We start from the raw sequence: 20,430 nt of genomic DNA, 5'->3' as shown, positions 1-20,430 counted from the left end.
CTACATAACAACTATATCGTTGTTTTAACAGCAATATTTTTATAAAAGAGTAGAGGGGCAAATCATGCCCCGTTTCTAAAGGTAAGCTTAGCTACTGGCCTGGTTAAGTCCTTCGTAGCCTCGCTTTTTATTCATGATTAACGTACTCAACGAACATAAAACCACGCCGCCACCAAACAGCAATGCAGCTACATTCCCTACTTGGTTAATATTGGCACCAGAGGCAATGTAGACACCACCTGCCCAAGGACCAATCGCATTAGCCGTATTAAATGAGCACTGCACAATAGCGCCAATCATAGAATGGCCAGTTGGTGATAGACTCATCATTAAAGATTGTATGATTGATGCGAGTCCCACGGTACAACCAATAAAGAAAACTACACCATATAACAAAAGCAGGTTGTCATGTACCACTACAAATATTATCGAAAATACGGCAGCCACACTTAATGTAAGAGCCACCGTGGCGAGAGGATAGCGATCACCTATTTTGCTCAACACGACATTGCCCACAGTACTGCCAATACCAAACATTGCCATTGCGATTGAAACGGTATATTCAGGAAATTGACCTTGTGCCAATATCGTATCTGCAACATATGTATAAATACAAAATATGCCTGCAAACCCAACAATAACAACTAATGATACCGACAACACAGCACTATTTTTAAGTACACCAAATTCATCTTTAATGTTTGATTGCTGCGTTTCCGTGATATCTGGTAGCTTTCGAAGCAACAGCAGCGAAGCTAGAGACAGTAATGCTATAAGCACTAAGCAGGCTCGCCACCCGATGTTCTGACCAATTAAGGTTGCCGCTGGCACACCCACTATCATGGCCACGGTAAGTCCAAGGAAGACCTTAGCTATTGCCGACGACGTCTGGCCTGACCTAGACATTTTTGCCGCGACAATAGCTGCAGTACCGAAGAAGCAGCCATGGGGCAACCCGCTAAGAAAACGTGTAATCACCAGCTGATCTAACGACTGAGCAAATGCTCCTAAGCCATTGAAGATAACCATCATAAATGCGAACAGTATTAACGATGCTCGCTTGTTCATCTTAGATGTTAAGAGCATAAACACAGGGGCTCCGATCACTACACCAAGTGCATATGCACTGATTGCGTAACTACTCTCACTCGGTGTCACCGAAAAAGACTCGGAAAATAAGGGCAGCATAGGCATCATTGCAAACTCCCCTAGACCCAGCGTAAATGCGCCTAGAGTGAGCGCAAGAATTCCTATCTGCTCAACTTTAATTGGATGCTTCATTTTTGCGATTACCCTTTAATATTCTACTGAATAAAACAAATATACAGACCCACTACCTTTGACTCTGTTGAGGTGATTAGTGGTAGCTGAGCTACAGAAGGTTGTATATTAGTCTTTTAAAGACCCGCTATTAACACCCATAAAGCCAATTAACATGACTAAAGCTACAATTTTGCATTTTGGCGGTGAAGGATTTAACGGAAAGAAATTAAGGCTACGCGCTAAATGATGCCTCTTTAGGGCTTTGATTAAAGTGGCGCTTGAACTCTCGACTAAACTGCGCGGCACTTGAGTAGCCAACAAGGTCTGCTGCTTCATTGACTCTCTTTTGCTCAAAACAAATTAATTCGCGCGCTTTGTTCAAGCGTACTTTTTTAATGTACTGCACTGGTGATTCAAGCGTAACCTCTTTAAAGGCACTGTGAAAAGCAGAAATGCTCATACTAGCGGTAGACGCCAACTCCCCAACGTTTAACGCTCCTGAATAGTGGGTGTGAATATGTTGCAGAATAGCGGCGATGCGCGCATATTTACCCTCTTGGTCTGCAAGCGTAAATAATGTATCCCCGCTATTGCTCAGCAGTGCGAAAAACACTGCTTCTTCAAGTAAATTTTGCCCCAAAGCTGTTGCCTGAAGATCGTCGCAAAGTGCTTCCATCAAGCGAATACAGGCTTTCTCAAAGTGTTTATCAATAGGTTCCCTACGAATACTTGACTCATTGCCTCTGCTCATCATGTGTATTTGTGCAGAGTGACTTTTTATTGCAGTAACTTGCTTCTGCAAAATAGGCAGCGGTATTTCTATACCTAAACCAAGCAAGGGCTCATCTTCATTAGGAAACGCTTCGCACTCCACGGGCATAGGTACCCCCATGACTAAGCAGTCACCCGCTCCGTAAGGAATGCGATTTCCTCCGGCATAGAGTGCTTTTTGCCCTTGGCCTAACACAATAAGCCCCGACTTATACATTGTGGGTTGTCGCGCATGCCCCTTAGCGCTTCTATAAAAGCGCACATTCTCAATTTTAGTAGGGTAATCACCTTCTAAATCGTGAAGGCCTTCTACTTCCACATATCTTTGCATAAGAGATTTCAACGATATCATTTTCCCCTAGAGGCCTCATGTTTGTAGGATTAGTCATGCTAATTGGATTTATTGACCTTTTAAGGTCACTTCATGAGGACTATTATGCACACATTGTAAATAATTTGAACGTTAATTTAGAAAACAACGAGGTCAAACATGAACTTTTCGTACCTAAACCCAACCAAAATTTTCTTTGGCCAAGGCCAAATTGCCAGTATTACTGATGCAATCGCGCTTTCGAAGAAGATACTCGTTGTATACGGTGGCGGCTCTGTGAAGAAGAACGGCGTATACCAACAGGTAGAAAATGCGCTTAGCGAACATACTTGGGTAGCGTTCTCTGGTGTTGAGGCTAACCCTACAAAAGAAACCATGGATAAAGCTGTTGCTCTTATAAAAGAGCAAAATATAGACTTTATTCTTGCTGTCGGTGGAGGGTCGGTTATTGATGGTGCAAAGTACGCAGCCGCCGCAGCCCACTATGACGGGGATGGTTGGGACATTCTGACTGGCGATTATAAGCCAGAAATTGCTACCCCCATCGGCGTGATCCTGACTATCCCTGCAACTGGTTCAGAATCAAACGGTAACTCAGTGATCACAAAACAGGAAACACAACAAAAGCTAGCATTTGCCTCAGAATCTGTTCAGCCTCAGTTTGCGGTAATGGATCCAGATGTGATGAAAACACTGCCTGAAAAGCAGCTAATCAACGGCATTGTTGACGCATGGGTTCACGTTTGTGAACAGTATATTGCTAAGCCTGAAGGCGCTTTAGTACAAGACGGCTATTCTGAAGCACTTTTACGCGCGCTTAAAACCCTCGGGGAAAGCTACGCCGAGCGGGACAATGATTTATGGCGCGCTAACCTTATGTGGACTGCAAACCAAGCTCTAAACGGATTACTTTCGTTAGGGGTTATGCAGGATTGGGCAACGCATATGATAGGCCATGAGTTGACGGCACTTTGGCATGTTGACCATGCTCGTTCACTGGCCATTATTCAACCTTCATTGCTTCGCAATCAAATTGAGTACAAGCGTGAAAAGCTAGAGCAAATGGGCAAGAACGTATTTAACCTTGTTGCTGGTTCTGATTTAGCTGAACGCACCATCGATGCAATTGAAAGTTTCTATCATGATCTAGGTGTGGCAACTCAACTAACCGAACACAGCGGTGACAAAAATGCAGCAGTTGAAGCCGTTCTTACTAAGCTTGAGAGTCACGGCCTTACCGCTCTCACCGAAAACCAGAGCGTTACGCTATCTGAGGCTCGTCAGATACTCAATAGCGCAATTGCATAACACTGTTTGCTAAGGTACAACTCTGTTTGTGCCTTTCTTTTGTTCAAGGTTATTTTTGCAAGATGGAGAGTACGAATGTCTAAACGTATACTTATTACCGGTGCTGGGTCTGGTTTTGGTAAAGGAGCAGCACTTCAGTTGGCTTCTAATGGTCACAACGTTATTGCAGCAGTCCATTATCCCCCCCAAAAAACGCAGCTGCTTATCGAGGCCGAACAACGCGGCATAGCGCTGGATGTAATTGTCCTTGACATTACAAATGAAGCGCAGCGTCGAGCAGCGTTCAAGCACGAAATCGATGTATTGATCAATAACGCTGGGGTCATTGAAGGCGGTCCTGCCGCTGAAATACCGCTAGAAAACGTAAGACACAACTACGAAGTAAACGTTTTTGGCACCCTTGCCATGATTCAAGGTTTTGTACCTCAAATGGCCAAGCGAGGAAAAGGCAAGATTGTCACTGTAACGTCAACCGTTGGACTTATGACTGTCCCCACGGTTTCTGTATATGCATCGACTAAGCACGCGCTAGAAAGTTTGCTTGAAGGGTTGAAAGTAGAACTGCAAGGTTCTGGTATTGAAATTTGTTCGGTATTGCCCGGCGCTTATCAAACCGGATTTAACGATCGTGCAGAAGACACAATGGCCACCTGGTTCAACCCCGAAACAACAACGTTACCTGTTTCAGTAATGGAAGATGTGGCGAGATTAATGGCTAATCAACTCGACCCACAGCAACAAATAGATGATCTTGTGCGCGTTGCCGAAGAAGAGAACTCTAAATTCCGTAACGTATGCCCCCCCGAAATGGAACCCTTTATTAAAATGCTTCAAGAACGCTCTTGGACTGTAAAAGGTGATGAGCAGCTTTGGGTAAACCCTTTAGATGCCGGCTAGTGAGCCTTTTGTATTTTTTTAAGTGGAGTATTACCCATAAAGGATGCCAGTCACCCTTTTGACTGGCATTCTTATCGTACATTTCGCAAGCGCTGTAGCAACATATAATACCAAAAGGCTTTTATTAGAAAGCTATGAGCAATAGTGCCTTATTCAAAACAGAATTGTTAAGATGGTCTTATAACATCGCAGTGAAAAAACAAAACGCATTTTATTTCACTAGTTTTTTAAACGTTTTTGGCGCCGGTTCCATAAACAAGCAATGACGCCGCCAATAATAAGTGCGACAACAGGAGGTGCTGGAACAGGTTTGAAGTCCGACCTTTCAGCAGCTATTCCACGTGCGTAGATAGCAATTAAACTATTCTCCTGACTTGAAAAGTTACCGCTTAACGAAAAGCTTCCCGATATATTCAAAACACCACTACCTATATCAGCAAGATCAGTGATAACGTAATCATTAAACCTAGTATTACCAAGATCGGACATTATTTCAGTCAGGTCTATAGCTGAGCCATTTACGTTTAAACTTTGGAATTTTATTTCATCGCCATCTCTATCAGCAACGTCTAGCTTGAGAGAATTAATTTGCCAAACATCAGATATTGTTTGACTAAATACGAATCCATCGGGGTTCAGGTCATTTATAATTTCTATTGCCAACTTACCGGTATAAGGGTCGTAAGTAAAAACAAATTGGTTCTCAGAAGACCAGCGCACTCCTGTTTTTAGTTCTACTCTTTTCTTGCCAGAACTATCTTTATCCTGAGTGCGGAGGAATATCTCTTGCGTGTTTACTTTGCTATCAAATCCCCTCAATTTAAATCCAATCTCACCACTTCCGTTATTGTCATAACTTTATCCTTTAGTCTAAGAAAAACTCCATGGCCTCTAAACAAAAATATTACCAACTTTAAAAAAATAATAGTTTCAGTTTGTTGTCACTCAAGAATCTAACTAGAATTAAAAACTGCAAACAAAATTGACAGTATGTATTCTCTTTTACGATGTATCATTCCGTAATTTATTTTGGTGTTTTAGAGGTTACTGAAGCGGCTCTTGGAACTCTTTCTTATCGTCTGTTTATGCTGAAGGAAGTTATTAACAGGTAAAATCATTAACCGCATTGATCTATCCACATTTTTATGCAAGGGCATTTGACATAAAAAAGCCGGTTCACTAACCGGCCTTTAGCAACACGACTAACTAAATAACTACTCCCACTCTATCGTAGCAGGTGGCTTACCAGAAATGTCGTATACTACGCGGCTTATGCCGTCAATTTCATTAATAATGCGATTCGACACTTTACCTAGGAAGTCGTATGGCAAATGTGCCCAATGTGCCGTCATAAAGTCGATGGTTTCTACTGCACGCAGGCTTACTACCCAGTCATATTTACGCGCATCACCCATTACGCCGACTGAGCGCACTGGAAGGAATACGGTAAACGCTTGGCTTACTTTTTGGTATAAGTCAGCTGCGTACAACTCTTCAATAAAGATAGCGTCCGCACGACGAAGTAGGTCGCAATATTCTTTCTTGATTTCACCAAGTACACGAACACCTAGACCCGGACCAGGGAACGGGTGACGGTAAAGCATGTCGTACGGTAAACCTAGCTCAAGGCCAATTTTGCGTACTTCGTCTTTAAAGAGTTCACGCAGTGGCTCAACAAGACCTAGCTCCATATCTTCTGGAAGGCCACCCACGTTGTGGTGCGACTTGATTACGTGCGCCTTGCCCGTTGCAGAACCCGCTGATTCAATCACGTCAGGGTAAATGGTGCCTTGTGCTAACCACTTGGCGTTTTCACGCTTGCCCGCTTCTTCGTCAAATACACGAACGAACTCATTACCAATTGCTTTACGTTTAAGTTCTGGATCTTCAATGCCTTTTAGGCGATCAAGGAAACGCGCTTCAGCGTCTACACGGATAATGTTAAGGCCGAAGTGGTCACCAAACATTTCCATAACCTGATCAGCTTCATTTAAACGAAGTAGGCCGTTGTCTACAAATACACAAGTAAGTTTGTCACCTATCGCGCGGTGAAGCAGCATTGCTGTTACTGAAGAATCTACCCCGCCTGAAAGGCCAAGAATAACTTCTTCATCGCCCACTTTTTCTTTTATGCGCTCAATAGCATCGTCGATAATGGCGCCAGCGGTCCACAGCTTTTCACACTTACAGATATCCATCACAAAGTGTGTAAGTAAACGCATACCTTGGCGAGTATGCGTCACTTCTGGGTGGAACTGCACACCATAGAATTGTTTCTCTGCATTATACATTGCCGCATGCGGGCATGAGGCGGTTTGCGCAATGGTTTCAAACCCTTCGGGAATAGCTGCCACTTTATCGCCGTGGCTCATCCATACGTCAAGCAGCGCTGCGCCGTTATCGCCAATAGCATCTTCAATTTTATCTAGCAGCGGGCTTGGCTTAATTACTTCTACTTGCGCATAACCAAATTCACGCTTGTCAGAACCCAGTACGCCACCACCTAACTGTTGTGCCATAGTTTGCATGCCATAGCACACGCCTAGCACTGGTACGCCGGCTTCAAATACGTATTCTGGCGCGCGTGGTGAGCCTTCTTCGGTTACTGACTCTGGGCCGCCTGACAAAATAATCCCTTGTGGATTAAATTCGCGAATTTGCTCTTCGGTCACATCCCAAGCCCAAAGCTCACAGTAAACACCAATTTCGCGAACGCGACGTGCTATCAACTGCGTGTATTGCGAGCCAAAATCCAAAATAAGTATGCGTTGGTCGTGGATATTTGTGGTCATGTTTTATTTTTACCCGTTAAATAAAAGAACAAAGGCTGGTGTAGTACCAGCCTCGCAGTCGTCGGTCGCCTTAACCTAAACGGTAGTTTGGCGCTTCTTTGGTAATGCTTACATCGTGAACGTGGCTCTCACCCATTCCGGCTGAGGTTACGCGCACAAATTGTGCCTTGGTATTGAGCTCTTCAATGGTAGCACAGCCCGTTAAGCCCATGGCTGAGCGCAAGCCGCCCATTTGCTGATGGATAATATTAGCAATTGGACCTTTGTACGCTACGCGGCCTTCTATGCCTTCTGGTACGAGTTTTTCCGCGTTATCAGACTCTTGAAAATAACGGTCTGATGAACCATGGCTTTGATCCATAGCGCCTAGTGAACCCATACCGCGATATGACTTGTAATAACGGCCTTGGAAAAGTTCGACTTCTCCTGGCGCTTCCTCTGTACCCGCTAGCATGCTGCCAACCATCACGCAGCTTGCGCCAGCAGCCAATGCTTTAGCGATGTCACCCGAGAAACGAATACCGCCGTCAGCGATAACTGGAATATCAGTATCTTTTAGCGCTTCTACAGCATCCGATACCGCGGTAATTTGAGGCACACCACAACCGGTTACAATACGGGTTGTACAAATTGAACCAGGGCCAATACCTACTTTAACCGCATCTACGCCCGCGTCAGCAAGTGCTCTTGCACCGTCGCCCGTTGCAACGTTACCTGCGATTATTTGAACTTCAGGATAGTCAGCGCGTACTTTCTTAACGCGGTCAATAACACCTTGCGAATGGCCGTGTGAAGTATCAATAAGTAAAACATCAACACCTGCCTCCACAAGTAAAGCTATACGTTCGTCTGTACCTGGACCAACGCTTACCGCTGCACCAACGCGAAGGCGGCCAAGCGAATCTTTACATGCATTAGGTTTGTTTTCAGCTTTTTGGAAGTCTTTAACGGTGATGAGACCTGTTAGTTTAAACGCGTCGTCGACGACAAGAATTTTTTCAATGCGGTGCTCGTGCATAAGGTCTAACACCACATCAGAGCTCGCACCTTCTTTAACGGTAACCAGATCATCCTTACCGGTCATTACGTTTCTAATAGGCAAATTCAAACGCTTTTCAAAGCGAAGATCGCGGCCTGTCACAATACCAATTAGGTTATTATCTTTGTCAGTCACCGGGAAGCCAGAGTAACCAAGACGCTTAGAAAGCGCGATAACTTCACCAATGGTCGCATTCTCTTCAACCGTTACCGGGTCAGATACCACACCACTTTCGTATTTCTTAACTTCACGTACGTGTTTGGCTTGCTCTTCGGGCTTCATGTTTTTATGAATGAAACCAATACCACCCTCTTGGGCTAGCGCAATAGCTAGACGGGCTTCAGAAACCGTGTCCATGGCAGCAGACACCATTGGAATATTTAGCGTTACACCGCGTGTAAGACGCGTTTGTAAGTTGGCTGTGTGAGGGAGGACGGTCGAGTGGCCGGGAACCAGCAACACATCGTCGAACGTCAGGGCTTCTTGGATGATACGTAGCATGCAACAACACCTATTCAGTTGAGGGTTAATTGCGGCGCAATTGTAGTGTTTTTTAGTTTTCAGGTAAACTCTAAATGTATTAAACCCAGTGATTTTTTTTATGTTTACAAATTCGCCATCTACGTCTCGACAAATTTTAACAGTTACTAAGCTAAACCGCTTAGCCAGAACCGTGTTGGAGGGTGAAATAGGCCTTATTTGGCTGTCTGCCGAAATATCCAATTTCGTTGCGGCGGCATCAGGTCATTGGTATTTCACGCTGAAAGACAACAAAGCGCAGGTGCGCGCGGCTATGTTTAAAGGTTCTAATCGTAACGTACGCATTCGGCCTAAAGAAGGCGATAAAATTCTTGTACGCGCGTCAGTAGGCCTTTACGAAGCACGCGGTGACTATCAACTTGTTGTCGAGCACATGGAAAGTGACGGTGAAGGGGCGCTTAAGCAAGCGTTTGAAGCCTTGAAGTTCAAACTTAACAGTGAAGGATTGTTCGAAACTGCTAATAAGCGCCCATTACCTGAGCGTATTAACCGCATTGGCGTAATAACCTCGTCAAGTGGCGCAGCACTTCACGATGTATTGAGTGTATTGAAACGCCGAAGCCCACAAACCGAAGTCGTCGTTTACCCTTCTATGGTACAGGGTGAAACAGCGCCGCTACAGCTTATTAACGCACTAAGAACAGCTAACAGACGCGCAGAAGTCGATGTATTATTACTTACAAGAGGCGGAGGTTCATTAGAAGACTTGTGGTGTTTTAACGATGAAAGCCTAGCAAGGGAAGTTGCCGCAAGTACCTTACCTATTGTTAGCGCCGTAGGCCATGAAGTAGATTTTACCATTAGTGACTTCGTAGCTGATGTGCGTGCCCCTACCCCCTCTGCTGCGGCAGAAATCTTAAGCCAAGACTCGACCGCGCTTTATCAAATGTTGCATCAGCAAAAACAACGCTTAGCACGGGCAATTCATCAGTACCTTCAAACCAGCAAACAGCAGTTAATATTGAAAAAACAACGGCTAAATGCATTGCATCCACAAAGCCGCATTCAGACGCAGTGGCAAACGTTAGACAGACTACAACTTCGCTTGACGCATAGAATGCAAAGTGATCTAGCTAAAGCAGAGAAGCAACTGCATACGCTAGCGTCTAGATTGAACCATCAATCGCCATCGGCAAATGTAGCGCGTGCAAAAGATAAACTTAACTACGCTAATACCAAGCTTATCTCAAGTGTGAATGCCCTTATAAAAGGCAAGAAAAGTGAACTTGGCAGTAAAGTAGGCCTCTTACAATCCGTAAGCCCTCTTTCGACACTAGCACGTGGTTACAGCATTACGTTTACCGACGAAGCAGCTATTAATAGCGTGAATAAAATAAATCTAGGCGATGAGATAAAAACTAGGGTGACTGATGGTGAAATAACCAGTACAGTGACAAACATTCAGCGGCAATAGGTAGCCTTTAGTATTATGCCCGTTCATGTAAACACATTTTTATCTTTCTGTTTTTACCAACGGGCTCATGCATTTTTGGGCCTGAAATCGCCGCAGTATTCTGTCCTAAAGCTTGCGACATCGTTGTGCGTAGGTGTTTTTTCATTAGCACCAGGCATTTCTATGGCTTCTATGGTAAACCAACCCGTTTCCGTATTTTCAACCTACCCAAGCGATACGTTACTTAAGGCTTGCGAGTCGCAGCGAGCATTGAGCGAGGTCAGCGCCCAACAAACCGCCAACCGTTGTTTTGAAGACGCTATTTCGCCCGATCGGTTTATCAAGATCCTCAGCGAATCAGGAGAATTTAGTCATCTACTTCCTTATGGCGAAGGAAACGATTACGAGTTATTGATTGCAAACGTTGGTGCAATGCCCGGCGAGCATCAGCAACATGCGAAGCAATTTGCTGAATTCACTTTACAGTGGCGCGGAATAGAAATTGACTCATCTTCATTTAATGCGGATGTTGTTGGAAACGCTGATGTGAAAACGGAAACGGGTATCGTTGAAGAAGAAGCTCAATCGCTGATTACTCACTGGCTTTTGCATGCAAAACATGCAGGTTTGTTTACCAGTCAGTTTTTATTTAACGCTCTAGAAGCTAGTGATTATGAGGTCGGTCTACAGGTACCAAACGCTGTTGGCAAATTCACTAAATTAGATACCCAGTTATACGCAGACCCCTTTAATGGCGCTATTACTCGCTATGTTCACCCAGAGTTTGAAGATGCGCTTGTTGATGTAATTGTATATCCATTCTTAGACCAGCTCTCTTCAAGCGAGAGCGAATTGCTTCCTAGACAATTACAAAATGATCTACAAAAAGCCAGTGCTACGGCCGATTTACAACATTTGACCTTGTCTCAACTTAGCCCAGCCTCACGCTATGAGGTAAATAGCTCGTTGAAAGGATGGAGGTTGGGGCTCAGCGCGGTATCGGAAACATCGCCAACTATCTACGCGACGACTTATGTATTCAGGCTACAAGATAAAATTGTAAAAGTATCTACGACGTTTCCTCCTGACTTTTCAGATAGCATTGTCAATCAGTTGATCGTTAATGTTCAAGTTCCGCAAGAGTCTGAAATGATGAAGAAGGTGCGCTCTTTACTTTTAAATAGCCCACGTTAAGTTTTTCTCTCGGTAAGCCGTTTGACAAGCGATAAGCTTAATCTTGCTGTTTCTTCTGGCTTGCTATTGAGAATATACACTTTTTGCTGTTCTTTTGATTTATACCTATCAAACCAGTTATACATTTGATTTTTTTGAAGTGGTTTAGCGACTTCTACCAATTTCTCTACTGACACTATTACTCCCAAACACTGCTCGTTGTCCACTAACTCGAAAATGTTTGCAAAAATAGATCCAAAACTTTGACTTGTTGCAATCTCTTGAATACTAAGGTGCGCGTTGAGTATAAAGGTATGTGCTTATACCAATCCGCATAGATAATTGCCCACTCAGAAGGCGCTGGCAAGTTTCCTAGCGAAGCGCGGGAATACAGGAATAGAAAAGGCGGGAAAAGAATACAATCTGATTGTAATTATGACGCAGTCAATTAAATAGAGGCGCTATCTCTACAAGACAAAAATAGCGTCCTCGCGTTTAAGATTTATTTTTTATCTTTGTAATATGACATCATACGGCGACGCTTGCGCTGCTGCGCTAACGTCAAGTTGGCCTTTTTACCTTCAAATGGGTTATTGCCCTCTCTGAATTCTATCTTGATAGGCGTACCCATAATCTCTAGCGCTTTTCTAAAATAATTCATCAAGAAACGCTTATAAGAACTTGGTAAATCATCTACTTGGTTACCATGGATAACAATTACTGGCGGGTTGTACCCCCCTGCGTGGGCGTACTTCATTTTCACCCGACGACCACGAACAAGCGGAGGTTGATGATCATCCTGAGCCATTTCCATTATCTGTGTAAGCAGCGCGGTATTGATACGCTTAGTTGCGCTCATATAGGCTTCTTGTACAGACTCAAATAAATTACCAACGCCAGAGCCATGAAGCGCTGATATAAAATGAATTCGGGCAAAGTCGATAAAACCCAATCGACGATCCATCTCGCGTTTAATATCATCTTTCACGTCAGTACTTAGTCCGTCCCATTTGTTTACAGCAACAACTAATGAACGTCCTGAATTAAGGACAAAACCTAATAAGCTTAAATCTTGGTCTGTAATACCTTCCCTAGCATCGATAACCAATAACACTACGTTCGCTTCTTCAATGGCTTGCAGGGTTTTTACTATTGAGAACTTTTCTACGGCTTCACTGATCTTCTTGCGCTTTCTTACGCCTGCGGTGTCAATTAAGATATATTCTCGCTCATCCCTTTCCATAGGAATGTATACGCTGTCACGGGTGGTACCAGGCATGTCGAATACGACAACGCGCTCTTCACCCAAAATTCGGTTTGTAAGTGTCGACTTACCTACATTGGGCTTACCAACAATTGCAAGCTTGATAGGCAGCTCTTGTAAGCGCTGTCGCTGCGTTTCAGCATCTTCTTCTTCCTCCGGCTCTTCATCAACAATTTCCATGTCAGGAAAGTCAGATTCAAGTGGCTTTAGGGCATCTTGCAGCAACTGACTAACCCCACGGCCATGAGCCGCAGCAATTTGCTTTATGTCTCCTAGACCTAACGAGTAGAATTCAGCACTTTCGCTATCGCCGTCAATTCCATCCACTTTATTCGCCACAACAAACACTTTCTTGTTTATGCGTCTGAGGTGATCTGCTATGCCTTGGTCTGCTGGCAACATACCTGCTCTTGCGTCAACCAGAAATAAAACAACATCAGCCTCTTCAATAGCTAACAAAGACTGCTGTGCCATTTCAGCATCAATGCCCTCTTCATCGCCTGTAATACCGCCGGTATCCACTACGATGAACTGGCGCTTTTCAAATTTCGCTTGGCCGTATTTACGGTCGCGAGTTAACCCCGGATAGTCTGCAACAAGAGCATCACGAGTATTTGTAAGGCGATTAAACAAGGTTGATTTACCAACATTAGGTCGGCCAACCAAAGCAACAACGGGTAACATTTATCAGATCCTAAGGGTCATGAAAGCTAAAAAGCACAAACCACATACACCACGTATTAAAAGCAACGTTTGGGAGAAGTATTCTCTAACGATGGGTGGATTACTATGAGGCTTTTGAGAATGGGCGCATTATACCTTGTTCACTACTTAATACCAATGGGGTTCGGTATCGCAGGAAAAACCTTAATTCCATTGATAATGAGGACAATGAGTAATACCAATCCGCGCAACAAGTGAAGGTGGCGCGTAAAAAATAAAAGGCGTTTCAAGTGAAGCTTGAAACGCCTTTCAGTTTAAACATTAACGATGGGGTCCTGTTACTTCGGAACTTGCACCGAAGCTATTACGCCATTTCGTGTTACCGCTATAATCTTATCTTCAACTTTCAAGGGAGCAGCATAGATTGCGTCGTCTTCATCGTCGCCACCCACATCGAGGCGTGCAACAACTTGACCGGTTTCTTGCTCAATCCAGTGTAAGAAGCCCCAGTTATCACCAACGACTACATAATCGCCGAACGGTGTAGCGGAGGTGAGTGAACGATGTTTGAGTAATCCTTGAGACCACAGCTCTACACCGTTTCGTCTATCAAGAGCGTAAACGTTAGAATTGTTATCTACGACGAAAATCTTATTACCGTCAATATTCAGATTGCGAAACGATGCATATTCACGTTTCCAAATAACACGGCCTGAACGCAGCTCCACTGCCGCTAATTCACCGTTATAGGAAACGGTGTACACCGTGCCACCAAATAGCACTGGCGTTGTATCAATATCAACAATACGTTCTAGCTCTGTTGCACCAGAAGGCGTTGCAATGACCGTTTCCCATGCAAGTACACCCGTTTCGATAAGGTTAACCTGAATCTTACCGGTTGGCGTACCAATAATAGCGCCGCCGTTTGATGCGATTGGGCCGGATATTCCGCGTAATGTTAACGGAGGCGTATCGCCTTCGTGTCTCCACAATTGTTCACCGGTTCGTGTATTGAAGCCAAATAAGCTCCCAGCCCCTGTATTAACGACCAAGATACCCTCATCGGCAGCCGGAGCAGCTAAAATTTCACCGGGAATCGAAGCGTCCCAAACCAATTCTCCGGTTTCTGCATCCATCGCGGCTATATAGCCATTTTCCGTACCGATAAATACGTGTCTGTCTGCCACAGCGATACCACCAATACGTGCAGTCTCGCCACTGCGCCATAAATTAGTGACTGAGCTTAGCATCCCCTCAGAACGAAACTGTGCGAAATTTTTCTCCCACAACACTTTACCCGTCGTAGGGTCCATCGCGACAACAGCGCCATGACGGTCAGCGGCATAAAGTTTGTCGTAGGCAAAAACAGGGCGAAGACGAGAGAAGTAGTGATTAACACCATCACCAATATCGCGATCCCACGCTAGTTTAGGTGTAAATTTAGCCTCAATAGGCTTTAAACGACGAACTTCTAGTTCTTCATCATCTGCAAACCAGTCTGAAATGGTTGAGCAGCCTGACATTGTGATAGACACCGCGAGTGCCATACCTATCGTGCGAACAAATCGGCCTTTACGACCACACGTGTTGTGAAACAAATTGCGTACCTCTTTATTATGTATACCAGCCCGAAGGTTTCGCTTACTGCGCAGCAGATACCGATAGGTTGTCTAACTTCATTTGTAAAAGCGGATTGTTGGCATTTTTTTCTAACGCATTTGAATAAGCTAAACGAGCATCGTCAAACTTGCCTTGTTTTTGATACACATCGCCTTTTAATTCAGAAACTTCTGCTGAAAATGCGTCATTTGTTACATTGCTAAGCGTAGACAACGCCGCGTCCAGCTGGTTCATTTCAATTTGCACACGAGACAAGCGAAGTGAGGCAAGTACTTTCAATTCATCATGTTCGGCAAAGGTAACAACGTGATTAAGGTGTGATGCTGCTGCATCTAAATCGCCCGCATCAACCGCTTGCTTGGCTGCAAGAAGGCTCGCAATGCTCGCATAACCACTATCTTTATTTTCTTCTATAAAAGCGTTAACTTTTGCGTCACTGCCTTCAGTACCAAAAGTCTCAACAGCATTTTGATACGCGACAGATGCGACCTCTTTACTTTCAATTTGAGCCTCTGAATACGCTCTCCAGCCCCAAAGCCCACCTAGACCAAGTGCAGCCCCAACGATAATCGCCGTACCGTGCTCTTTCCAAAAACGTTTAATCGCTTCTACTTGTTGTTCTTCTGTTGCGAACTGTTCCATGATGTCCTCTTTTTATTTTGCGCTCAGCATCTCTGCAACCTTATCAGATAAGGCTTCAAAGCTAACTGTAACTTGTTCTTGACCATCGCGTAGCGGTTTTACACCCACTTCGCGAGACTGCATTTCGTCATTACCTAAAAGCAGCGCTATACGTGCACTTGTTTTATCTGCACGCTTTAGTTGTTTCTTAAAGTTGCCGCCGCCACAGTGCATCATAATACGTGCGTTAGGCAGCGTATTTCGAAGATGTTCCGCCACTTCAATCGCGTAAGGCTGTGTCTCGTCGCCCATTGCTGTTACATAGACGTCTGCGAAGCTCGTATCCTGACCTTCTTCTGTTAACGTAGTTAACAACAATACCAAACGTTCAATACCCATAGCAAAGCCAACCGCAGGCGTTGCTTTGCCCCCTAGTTGCTCTACTAAGCCATCGTAACGACCACCTGCACAAACGGTACCTTGCGCACCCAAGCTATCCGTTACCCACTCAAACACTGTGCGATTGTAGTAATCTAACCCTCGCACTAAACGCGGGTTTATTTCAAATTCAATGCCCGCTTGCGTTAAGCGCGCACACAAAGTTTCAAAATGTACTTTAGATTCGTCATCGAGGTGATCGATTAGCGCAGGCGCTTCGGCGATAGCAGCTTGAACTTCAGGGTTCTTGGAATCAAGCACACGAAGTGGGTTTGTCTCAAGACGACGAAGTGAATCTTCGTCTAGTTGATCAGCACGCTCTTTTAAAAACTCGACCAGCGTATCACGATATGCCGCACGCGCTTCGTTTGAACCTAAGGTATTAATTTGCAGTTTTACGTGCTGCTCAATCCCAAACGCTTTCCAAAAACGCGCACTAAGAAGAATCACCTCTAAGTCGATGTCAGGACCGTCCATTCCATAGGTCTCTACACCGAACTGATGGAATTGGCGATAGCGCCCTTTTTGAGGACGTTCATGACGGAACATTGGTCCCATGTACCATAGACGTTGCTGTTGGTTGTACAATAAACCGTGTTCGTTTCCTGCGCGCACGCAACTTGCCGTACCTTCCGGGCGCAGCGTTAAACTGTCGCCATTTCTATCTTCGAAGGTGTACATTTCTTTTTCAACGATATCGGTCACTTCACCGATGGAACGCTTGAATAAGTCGGTGCTTTCAACGATGGGAGTACGTATTTCTTGGTAACCATAACTCGCCACAACCTGACGAAGTACAGATTCTACCTTTTGCCATGTACCGGAAATCTCCGGTAGGCAATCATTCATGCCTCGAATTGCCTGAATAGTCTTAGCCACGTGAAATTCTCATACTGCTAAATAGTGAAAAGCCCCGCATTATAGGGGCTTTGGGAGTAAACAACAATGAACAAAAAATGTCTTAGTCTTTAACTGATACCTGAATTTTATTTTGTTCACTCATACGCGACGCCTTTGCGCGAATTCTGGTTTCAAGTTTATCGACAAGGTCGTCGTTAGGAAGTCGCTCTTTGACGCGCTTGCCGTCTTCGTATAGCCCACTCATATTACGTGCGCCAGTAAGGCCCAAATCAGACACTTCTGCTTCCCCTGGACCGTTAACTACACAACCGATGATAGAAACATCCATTGGTGTAAGAATATCTTCTAATCGTTGTTCTAAAGCGTTTACTGTGCCAATAACATCGAATTCTTGTCTTGAACAACTTGGGCAAGCAATAAAATTGATACCGCGAGAGCGAATTCGCAGTGACTTCAAGATATCAAAGCCTACTTTGATTTCTTCTACCGGATCGGCCGCTAGCGAAACCCGGAGTGTATCGCCAATACCTTCCGCTAGAAGCATTCCAAGGCCTACTGCACTTTTTACTGCACCAGCACGCTGGCCGCCTGCTTCAGTAATGCCTAAGTGCAGCGGCTGATCTATTTTTTGTGCCAATAAACGATAGGCACCTACTGCCAAGAACACATCTGACGCTTTTACGCTGACTTTGAATTGGTCAAAGTTAAGTTTGTCTAAAATGTCGACATGGCGCATAGCGGATTCCACAAGTGCTTCTGGCGTTGGTTCTCCATACTTTTCTTGTAAATCCTTTTCTAGCGAGCCGCCGTTAACACCAATGCGAATAGGAATATTTTTATCTTTTGCACAATCTACCACAGAACGCACGCGCTCCATGTTGCCAATATTGCCTGGGTTAATTCGCAAACAGTCCACGCCGTATTCGGCAACCTTAAGCGCTATACGGTAGTCAAAGTGAATGTCTGCCACGAGTGGCACACTCACCTGCTTTTTGATTTCTTTGAATGCTTCAGCCGCTTCCATCGTGGGCACGGATACACGGACGATCTCACCGCCCACTGCGACGATACGATTTATTTGGTCGACAGTCGCAGCCACATCCGTAGTGCGGGTATTTGTCATAGATTGAACAGCAATGGGAGCACCATCACCAATGGGAACGTTACCTACATTAATACGCGTAGACTTTCTGCGCTTAATAGGGCTTTCTGCAAACATCTAATTACCTATAAAGGAAGTGCGAAACGAGCTGTTCTACCGTTTTGATATGAAGAAATATCAACAGACTCGCCGTTAACTGATATGCGCACATTATCCGGTGCTCCGAGCGTAACTTCAACAGGAGGAACGCCTTGAATTTCCATAACCCGTCCTTTTAGCTTTACCCCATAGGCAATAGCTTCACCTGACGCGTCTTTAATGTTAACCCAACAGTCCTCATCGAAAGTGAAGACCATCGCAATTGGCTCTGCATCAAATTTACTATTTACATTCAAATTAGGTTGGGGGTCGTTGCTGGCATCAGAGTTGACCAGAGCGGTAAGGTTATTACTGTCATTAACCTCCGTATCTGGTGTAGAAATCGCGCCATTATTTAAGCTGCCGTCTGGGGCAAAACCACTGTTTTGTTCGTCTAGCGCGTCGCTGGGATCTGAATCTGTACTATTGTTCACGCCCATGTCTAGTTGATTGCTTCCGACTGTTTGGTTTTGCGACGAAGACGTGTCATTTATCGGGCTTCCCACTCCTGTATTGGGGGACGGAGCCCGTGTATTGGCGGCTTCTCGCTTAACGGCCTCGCTCAGTGGCGGCTCAGCGACTCTGTCGTCACTTGGCTGTTGGTACCACCATACGACAACACCGGCAATGATAAGAAGTAAGATAACATACGTTACCATCATCCATCGGTCATCGTGTGTCTGTTTTGCGACACGCTTTGAAAAGCTCTGTAATTTCTCTGACGATGGCACAGAAGTTTGTTTATGGAAACATTCAAATGCCTTAATCACTTCTTGAGAATTCATACCTAATTGCTTGGCATAATTCCTCACGTACCCTTTTGTAAACGTAACCGAAGACTTTTCATCAATGACATCACCCTCTAAATCATTGATTTGTTGAGATTTTAAAAATAATTTATCAGCAATATCTTGTTGAGACAAACCTAGCGTTTCACGGCGCGCTTTTAGCATTGCCCCTGGACTTGGCGTGTTTTCTTGTTGTTGCGAAGTAACTTCTTGATTCGCTTTTTCTTCCGACACCATTAACCCTTATTCCTCCTGCATACCCGGTGGTACTAACCAAAGCGTCTGACCAGCAATAATAGCGCCAGTATTTTCAAGATTGTTCCACTCTTGCAGTCTTGCTAATTTGATATTGTGCAATAGAGAAATACGATATAAGTTTTCACCCTCTTTTACTACATGGAATTTATCACTTTGCGAAGATAAATCCTTATTTTGCGCATTTTCTATTGCTTTACCTACAGCTAAAGAAGTGCTATCGGAAGCACTGCTCTGCGATTGATGTTGAACTTCGTTACCTTGCGCAGCGTTTTTTCCGCCTGCCGCCTCTTTTACAAGCAGACCCGGTTTTGTCTGATTTTCGCTTATTTGCTTTGGAGATTTGTCGGGTTGCTCAGATTTAACTGTTTTAACCACTCTTTTTTGCAAGCTTTCACGCTGCGCTAAATAACGTTTGGTAAGCTCGCTCTCTGGGTACAGTGACATCATCATCTCACCATACCCCTTAGCAGTCTCTAAATCCGCTTTACCTTTAGCTATTTCATAAGCTAACCACAATGAATCTGGCGAAACTTTGGCAATACGTTCATATTTTCGTAAGGTAGACTCCGCCAATGCCCACTGCTCTGATACCATGTAAAGCTCACTAAGTAAGAACAGGCTTTTCCCCCGAGCAGGCTGATGCTTGAGTGCGTCTTGAAAATAACCAATTGCTTCATCTAACCTGCCTTGACTTTGCGCGCACAAAGCCAGGTTCTCATAGGTTTGTGCAGCATTTGCATAAAGGCGGTTATCAATAGCATTGAAGAAGTAAATCTTAGCTTGTTCATATTCGCCGTTTTGGCACTTAAATGCGCCATAGCTGTTGGCAATATCACCATTATCCGGAGCTAGATCAATGGCTGTTTTGTAATACTCTTCCGCTCTAAGGTTATCCCCAACCAACTGATAGTAATACGCCATAGCGAACTGAACGTCTGCAGAGCGTGGATTGAACTCAAGCGCTTTGTCGAGATTCTTTTTTGCCTGCGTGTAATTATTATTTTGAAGGTAGGTGAGACCGAGAGACACGCGTGTCTTGGCGGCTTCTTCGTGATCGAAGTTACCGCCATACAATGATGACTGGCTATTACTGACACAGCCAGAAGTGAAAATAACCGCGCTTAACAAGCTAATTTTAAGTGATGTTCGCAATCCTGCAATCATAGTCTT

Annotated in this window: 17 protein-coding genes; 4 read left to right on the top strand and 13 right to left on the bottom strand. The window is 44.5% G+C overall.

All coding sequences use genetic code 11. The features are described 5' to 3' along the window. Nucleotides 1-87: 87 nt before the first annotated feature. Both V7R42_RS15725 and V7R42_RS15720 read right to left on the bottom strand, forming a co-directional pair. Nucleotides 88-1,281, bottom strand: a complete 1,194-nt coding sequence (locus V7R42_RS15725; protein WP_334021180.1) for an MFS transporter — start codon at nt 1,279-1,281, stop codon at nt 88-90. A 214-nt stretch (nt 1,282-1,495) separates the two neighbouring features. After that, entirely contained in the window at nt 1,496-2,365 is an 870-nt protein-coding gene (locus tag V7R42_RS15720; RefSeq protein WP_334021179.1) for an AraC family transcriptional regulator, read from the bottom strand. 159 nt (nt 2,366-2,524) lie between these two features. Between V7R42_RS15720 and V7R42_RS15715 the strand changes: the two genes are divergently transcribed. Both V7R42_RS15715 and V7R42_RS15710 read left to right on the top strand, forming a co-directional pair. Continuing rightward, nucleotides 2,525-3,673 carry an iron-containing alcohol dehydrogenase gene (locus V7R42_RS15715; RefSeq protein WP_334021178.1) on the top strand — a complete coding sequence of 383 codons (1,149 nt, stop codon included), beginning with the start codon at nt 2,525-2,527 and terminating at the stop codon, nt 3,671-3,673. Between the two features lie 75 nt (nt 3,674-3,748). Beyond that, nucleotides 3,749-4,570, top strand: coding sequence for an SDR family oxidoreductase (locus tag V7R42_RS15710; protein ID WP_334021177.1), 822 nt, complete (start codon nt 3,749-3,751; stop codon nt 4,568-4,570). A gap of 219 nt (nt 4,571-4,789) precedes the next feature. Here V7R42_RS15710 and V7R42_RS15705 read toward each other — a convergent pair whose 3' ends face one another. From V7R42_RS15705 to guaB, 3 genes are all read right to left on the bottom strand, one after another. Then, nucleotides 4,790-5,389 carry a hypothetical protein gene (locus V7R42_RS15705; RefSeq protein WP_334021176.1) on the bottom strand — a complete coding sequence of 200 codons (600 nt, stop codon included), beginning with the start codon at nt 5,387-5,389 and terminating at the stop codon, nt 4,790-4,792. Nucleotides 5,390-5,784: 395 nt separating this feature from the next. Next, nucleotides 5,785-7,362, bottom strand: a complete 1,578-nt coding sequence (gene guaA / locus V7R42_RS15700) for a glutamine-hydrolyzing GMP synthase (RefSeq protein ID WP_334021175.1) — start codon at nt 7,360-7,362, stop codon at nt 5,785-5,787. A gap of 70 nt (nt 7,363-7,432) precedes the next feature. Beyond that, nucleotides 7,433-8,902, bottom strand: a complete 1,470-nt coding sequence (gene guaB / locus V7R42_RS15695) for an IMP dehydrogenase (RefSeq protein WP_334021174.1) — start codon at nt 8,900-8,902, stop codon at nt 7,433-7,435. A 100-nt stretch (nt 8,903-9,002) separates the two neighbouring features. On the opposite strand from guaB, the gene xseA reads away from it, so the two are divergent. Together xseA and V7R42_RS15685 are read left to right on the top strand one after the other, a co-directional pair. Further along, nucleotides 9,003-10,355, top strand: a complete 1,353-nt coding sequence (gene xseA, locus V7R42_RS15690) for an exodeoxyribonuclease VII large subunit (RefSeq protein WP_334021173.1) — start codon at nt 9,003-9,005, stop codon at nt 10,353-10,355. Nucleotides 10,356-10,517: 162 nt separating this feature from the next. Beyond that, nucleotides 10,518-11,528, top strand: a complete 1,011-nt coding sequence (locus tag V7R42_RS15685) for a hypothetical protein (RefSeq protein ID WP_334021172.1) — start codon at nt 10,518-10,520, stop codon at nt 11,526-11,528. Here the strand turns inward: V7R42_RS15685 and V7R42_RS15680 are convergent. The 8 genes from V7R42_RS15680 to pilW form a co-directional block, all read right to left on the bottom strand. Continuing rightward, a complete protein-coding gene (locus tag V7R42_RS15680; RefSeq protein ID WP_334021171.1) occupies nt 11,525-11,704 on the bottom strand; it encodes an exodeoxyribonuclease VII large subunit in 180 nt (59 codons plus the stop codon). The two genes, V7R42_RS15685 and V7R42_RS15680, sit on opposite strands and share 4 nt — an antisense overlap. Before the next feature lie 305 nt (nt 11,705-12,009). Further along, a complete protein-coding gene (gene der, locus V7R42_RS15675) occupies nt 12,010-13,455 on the bottom strand; it encodes a ribosome biogenesis GTPase Der (RefSeq protein ID WP_014979823.1) in 1,446 nt (481 codons plus the stop codon). A gap of 317 nt (nt 13,456-13,772) precedes the next feature. Further along, nucleotides 13,773-15,032: an outer membrane protein assembly factor BamB gene (gene bamB / locus V7R42_RS15670; RefSeq protein WP_334021170.1), complete on the bottom strand. Its 1,260-nt coding sequence runs from the start codon at nt 15,030-15,032 to the stop codon at nt 13,773-13,775. Between the two features lie 43 nt (nt 15,033-15,075). Continuing rightward, complete coding sequence (locus V7R42_RS15665) at nt 15,076-15,696, bottom strand: YfgM family protein (protein WP_334021169.1); 621 nt, start codon at nt 15,694-15,696, stop codon at nt 15,076-15,078. A gap of 12 nt (nt 15,697-15,708) precedes the next feature. Continuing rightward, nucleotides 15,709-16,992, bottom strand: a complete 1,284-nt coding sequence (gene hisS / locus V7R42_RS15660) for a histidine--tRNA ligase (protein WP_334021168.1) — start codon at nt 16,990-16,992, stop codon at nt 15,709-15,711. Between the two features lie 82 nt (nt 16,993-17,074). Next, nucleotides 17,075-18,193, bottom strand: a complete 1,119-nt coding sequence (gene ispG, locus V7R42_RS15655) for a flavodoxin-dependent (E)-4-hydroxy-3-methylbut-2-enyl-diphosphate synthase (RefSeq protein WP_334021167.1) — start codon at nt 18,191-18,193, stop codon at nt 17,075-17,077. Nucleotides 18,194-18,201: 8 nt separating this feature from the next. Further along, nucleotides 18,202-19,239, bottom strand: a complete 1,038-nt coding sequence (locus V7R42_RS15650; protein WP_334021166.1) for a RodZ domain-containing protein — start codon at nt 19,237-19,239, stop codon at nt 18,202-18,204. Nucleotides 19,240-19,245: 6 nt separating this feature from the next. Beyond that, the gene (gene pilW / locus V7R42_RS15645) at nt 19,246-20,424 is read right to left on the bottom strand and encodes a type IV pilus biogenesis/stability protein PilW (protein ID WP_334021165.1); all 1,179 of its coding nucleotides are present in this window, start codon (nt 20,422-20,424) and stop codon (nt 19,246-19,248) included. Nucleotides 20,425-20,430 lie beyond the last annotated feature (6 nt).

The organism is Alteromonas sp. S015 (assembly GCF_036864485.1).
Lineage (GTDB): Bacteria > Pseudomonadota > Gammaproteobacteria > Enterobacterales > Alteromonadaceae > Alteromonas.
Note: the sequence above shows the minus strand (reverse complement) of the source record. Positions and strands in the feature narration are given on the sequence as shown.

What these genes read in the sequence shown, in the direction of transcription:
- V7R42_RS15650 (WP_334021166.1), bottom strand. Translation starts at nt 19,239, where the DNA reads ATGGTGTCGGAAGAAAAAGCGAATCAAGAAGTTACTTCGCAACAACAA.
- V7R42_RS15715 (WP_334021178.1), top strand. Translation starts at nt 2,525, where the DNA reads ATGAACTTTTCGTACCTAAACCCAACCAAAATTTTCTTTGGCCAAGGC.
- xseA (WP_334021173.1), top strand. Translation starts at nt 9,003, where the DNA reads ATGTTTACAAATTCGCCATCTACGTCTCGACAAATTTTAACAGTTACT.
- V7R42_RS15665 (WP_334021169.1), bottom strand. Translation starts at nt 15,696, where the DNA reads ATGGAACAGTTCGCAACAGAAGAACAACAAGTAGAAGCGATTAAACGT.
- guaA (WP_334021175.1), bottom strand. Translation starts at nt 7,362, where the DNA reads ATGACCACAAATATCCACGACCAACGCATACTTATTTTGGATTTTGGC.
- pilW (WP_334021165.1), bottom strand. Translation starts at nt 20,424, where the DNA reads ATGATTGCAGGATTGCGAACATCACTTAAAATTAGCTTGTTAAGCGCG.
- V7R42_RS15710 (WP_334021177.1), top strand. Translation starts at nt 3,749, where the DNA reads ATGTCTAAACGTATACTTATTACCGGTGCTGGGTCTGGTTTTGGTAAA.
- V7R42_RS15685 (WP_334021172.1), top strand. Translation starts at nt 10,518, where the DNA reads ATGGCTTCTATGGTAAACCAACCCGTTTCCGTATTTTCAACCTACCCA.
- V7R42_RS15720 (WP_334021179.1), bottom strand. Translation starts at nt 2,365, where the DNA reads ATGCAAAGATATGTGGAAGTAGAAGGCCTTCACGATTTAGAAGGTGAT.
- der (WP_014979823.1), bottom strand. Translation starts at nt 13,455, where the DNA reads ATGTTACCCGTTGTTGCTTTGGTTGGCCGACCTAATGTTGGTAAATCA.
- ispG (WP_334021167.1), bottom strand. Translation starts at nt 18,193, where the DNA reads ATGTTTGCAGAAAGCCCTATTAAGCGCAGAAAGTCTACGCGTATTAAT.
- V7R42_RS15725 (WP_334021180.1), bottom strand. Translation starts at nt 1,281, where the DNA reads ATGAAGCATCCAATTAAAGTTGAGCAGATAGGAATTCTTGCGCTCACT.
- guaB (WP_334021174.1), bottom strand. Translation starts at nt 8,902, where the DNA reads ATGCTACGTATCATCCAAGAAGCCCTGACGTTCGACGATGTGTTGCTG.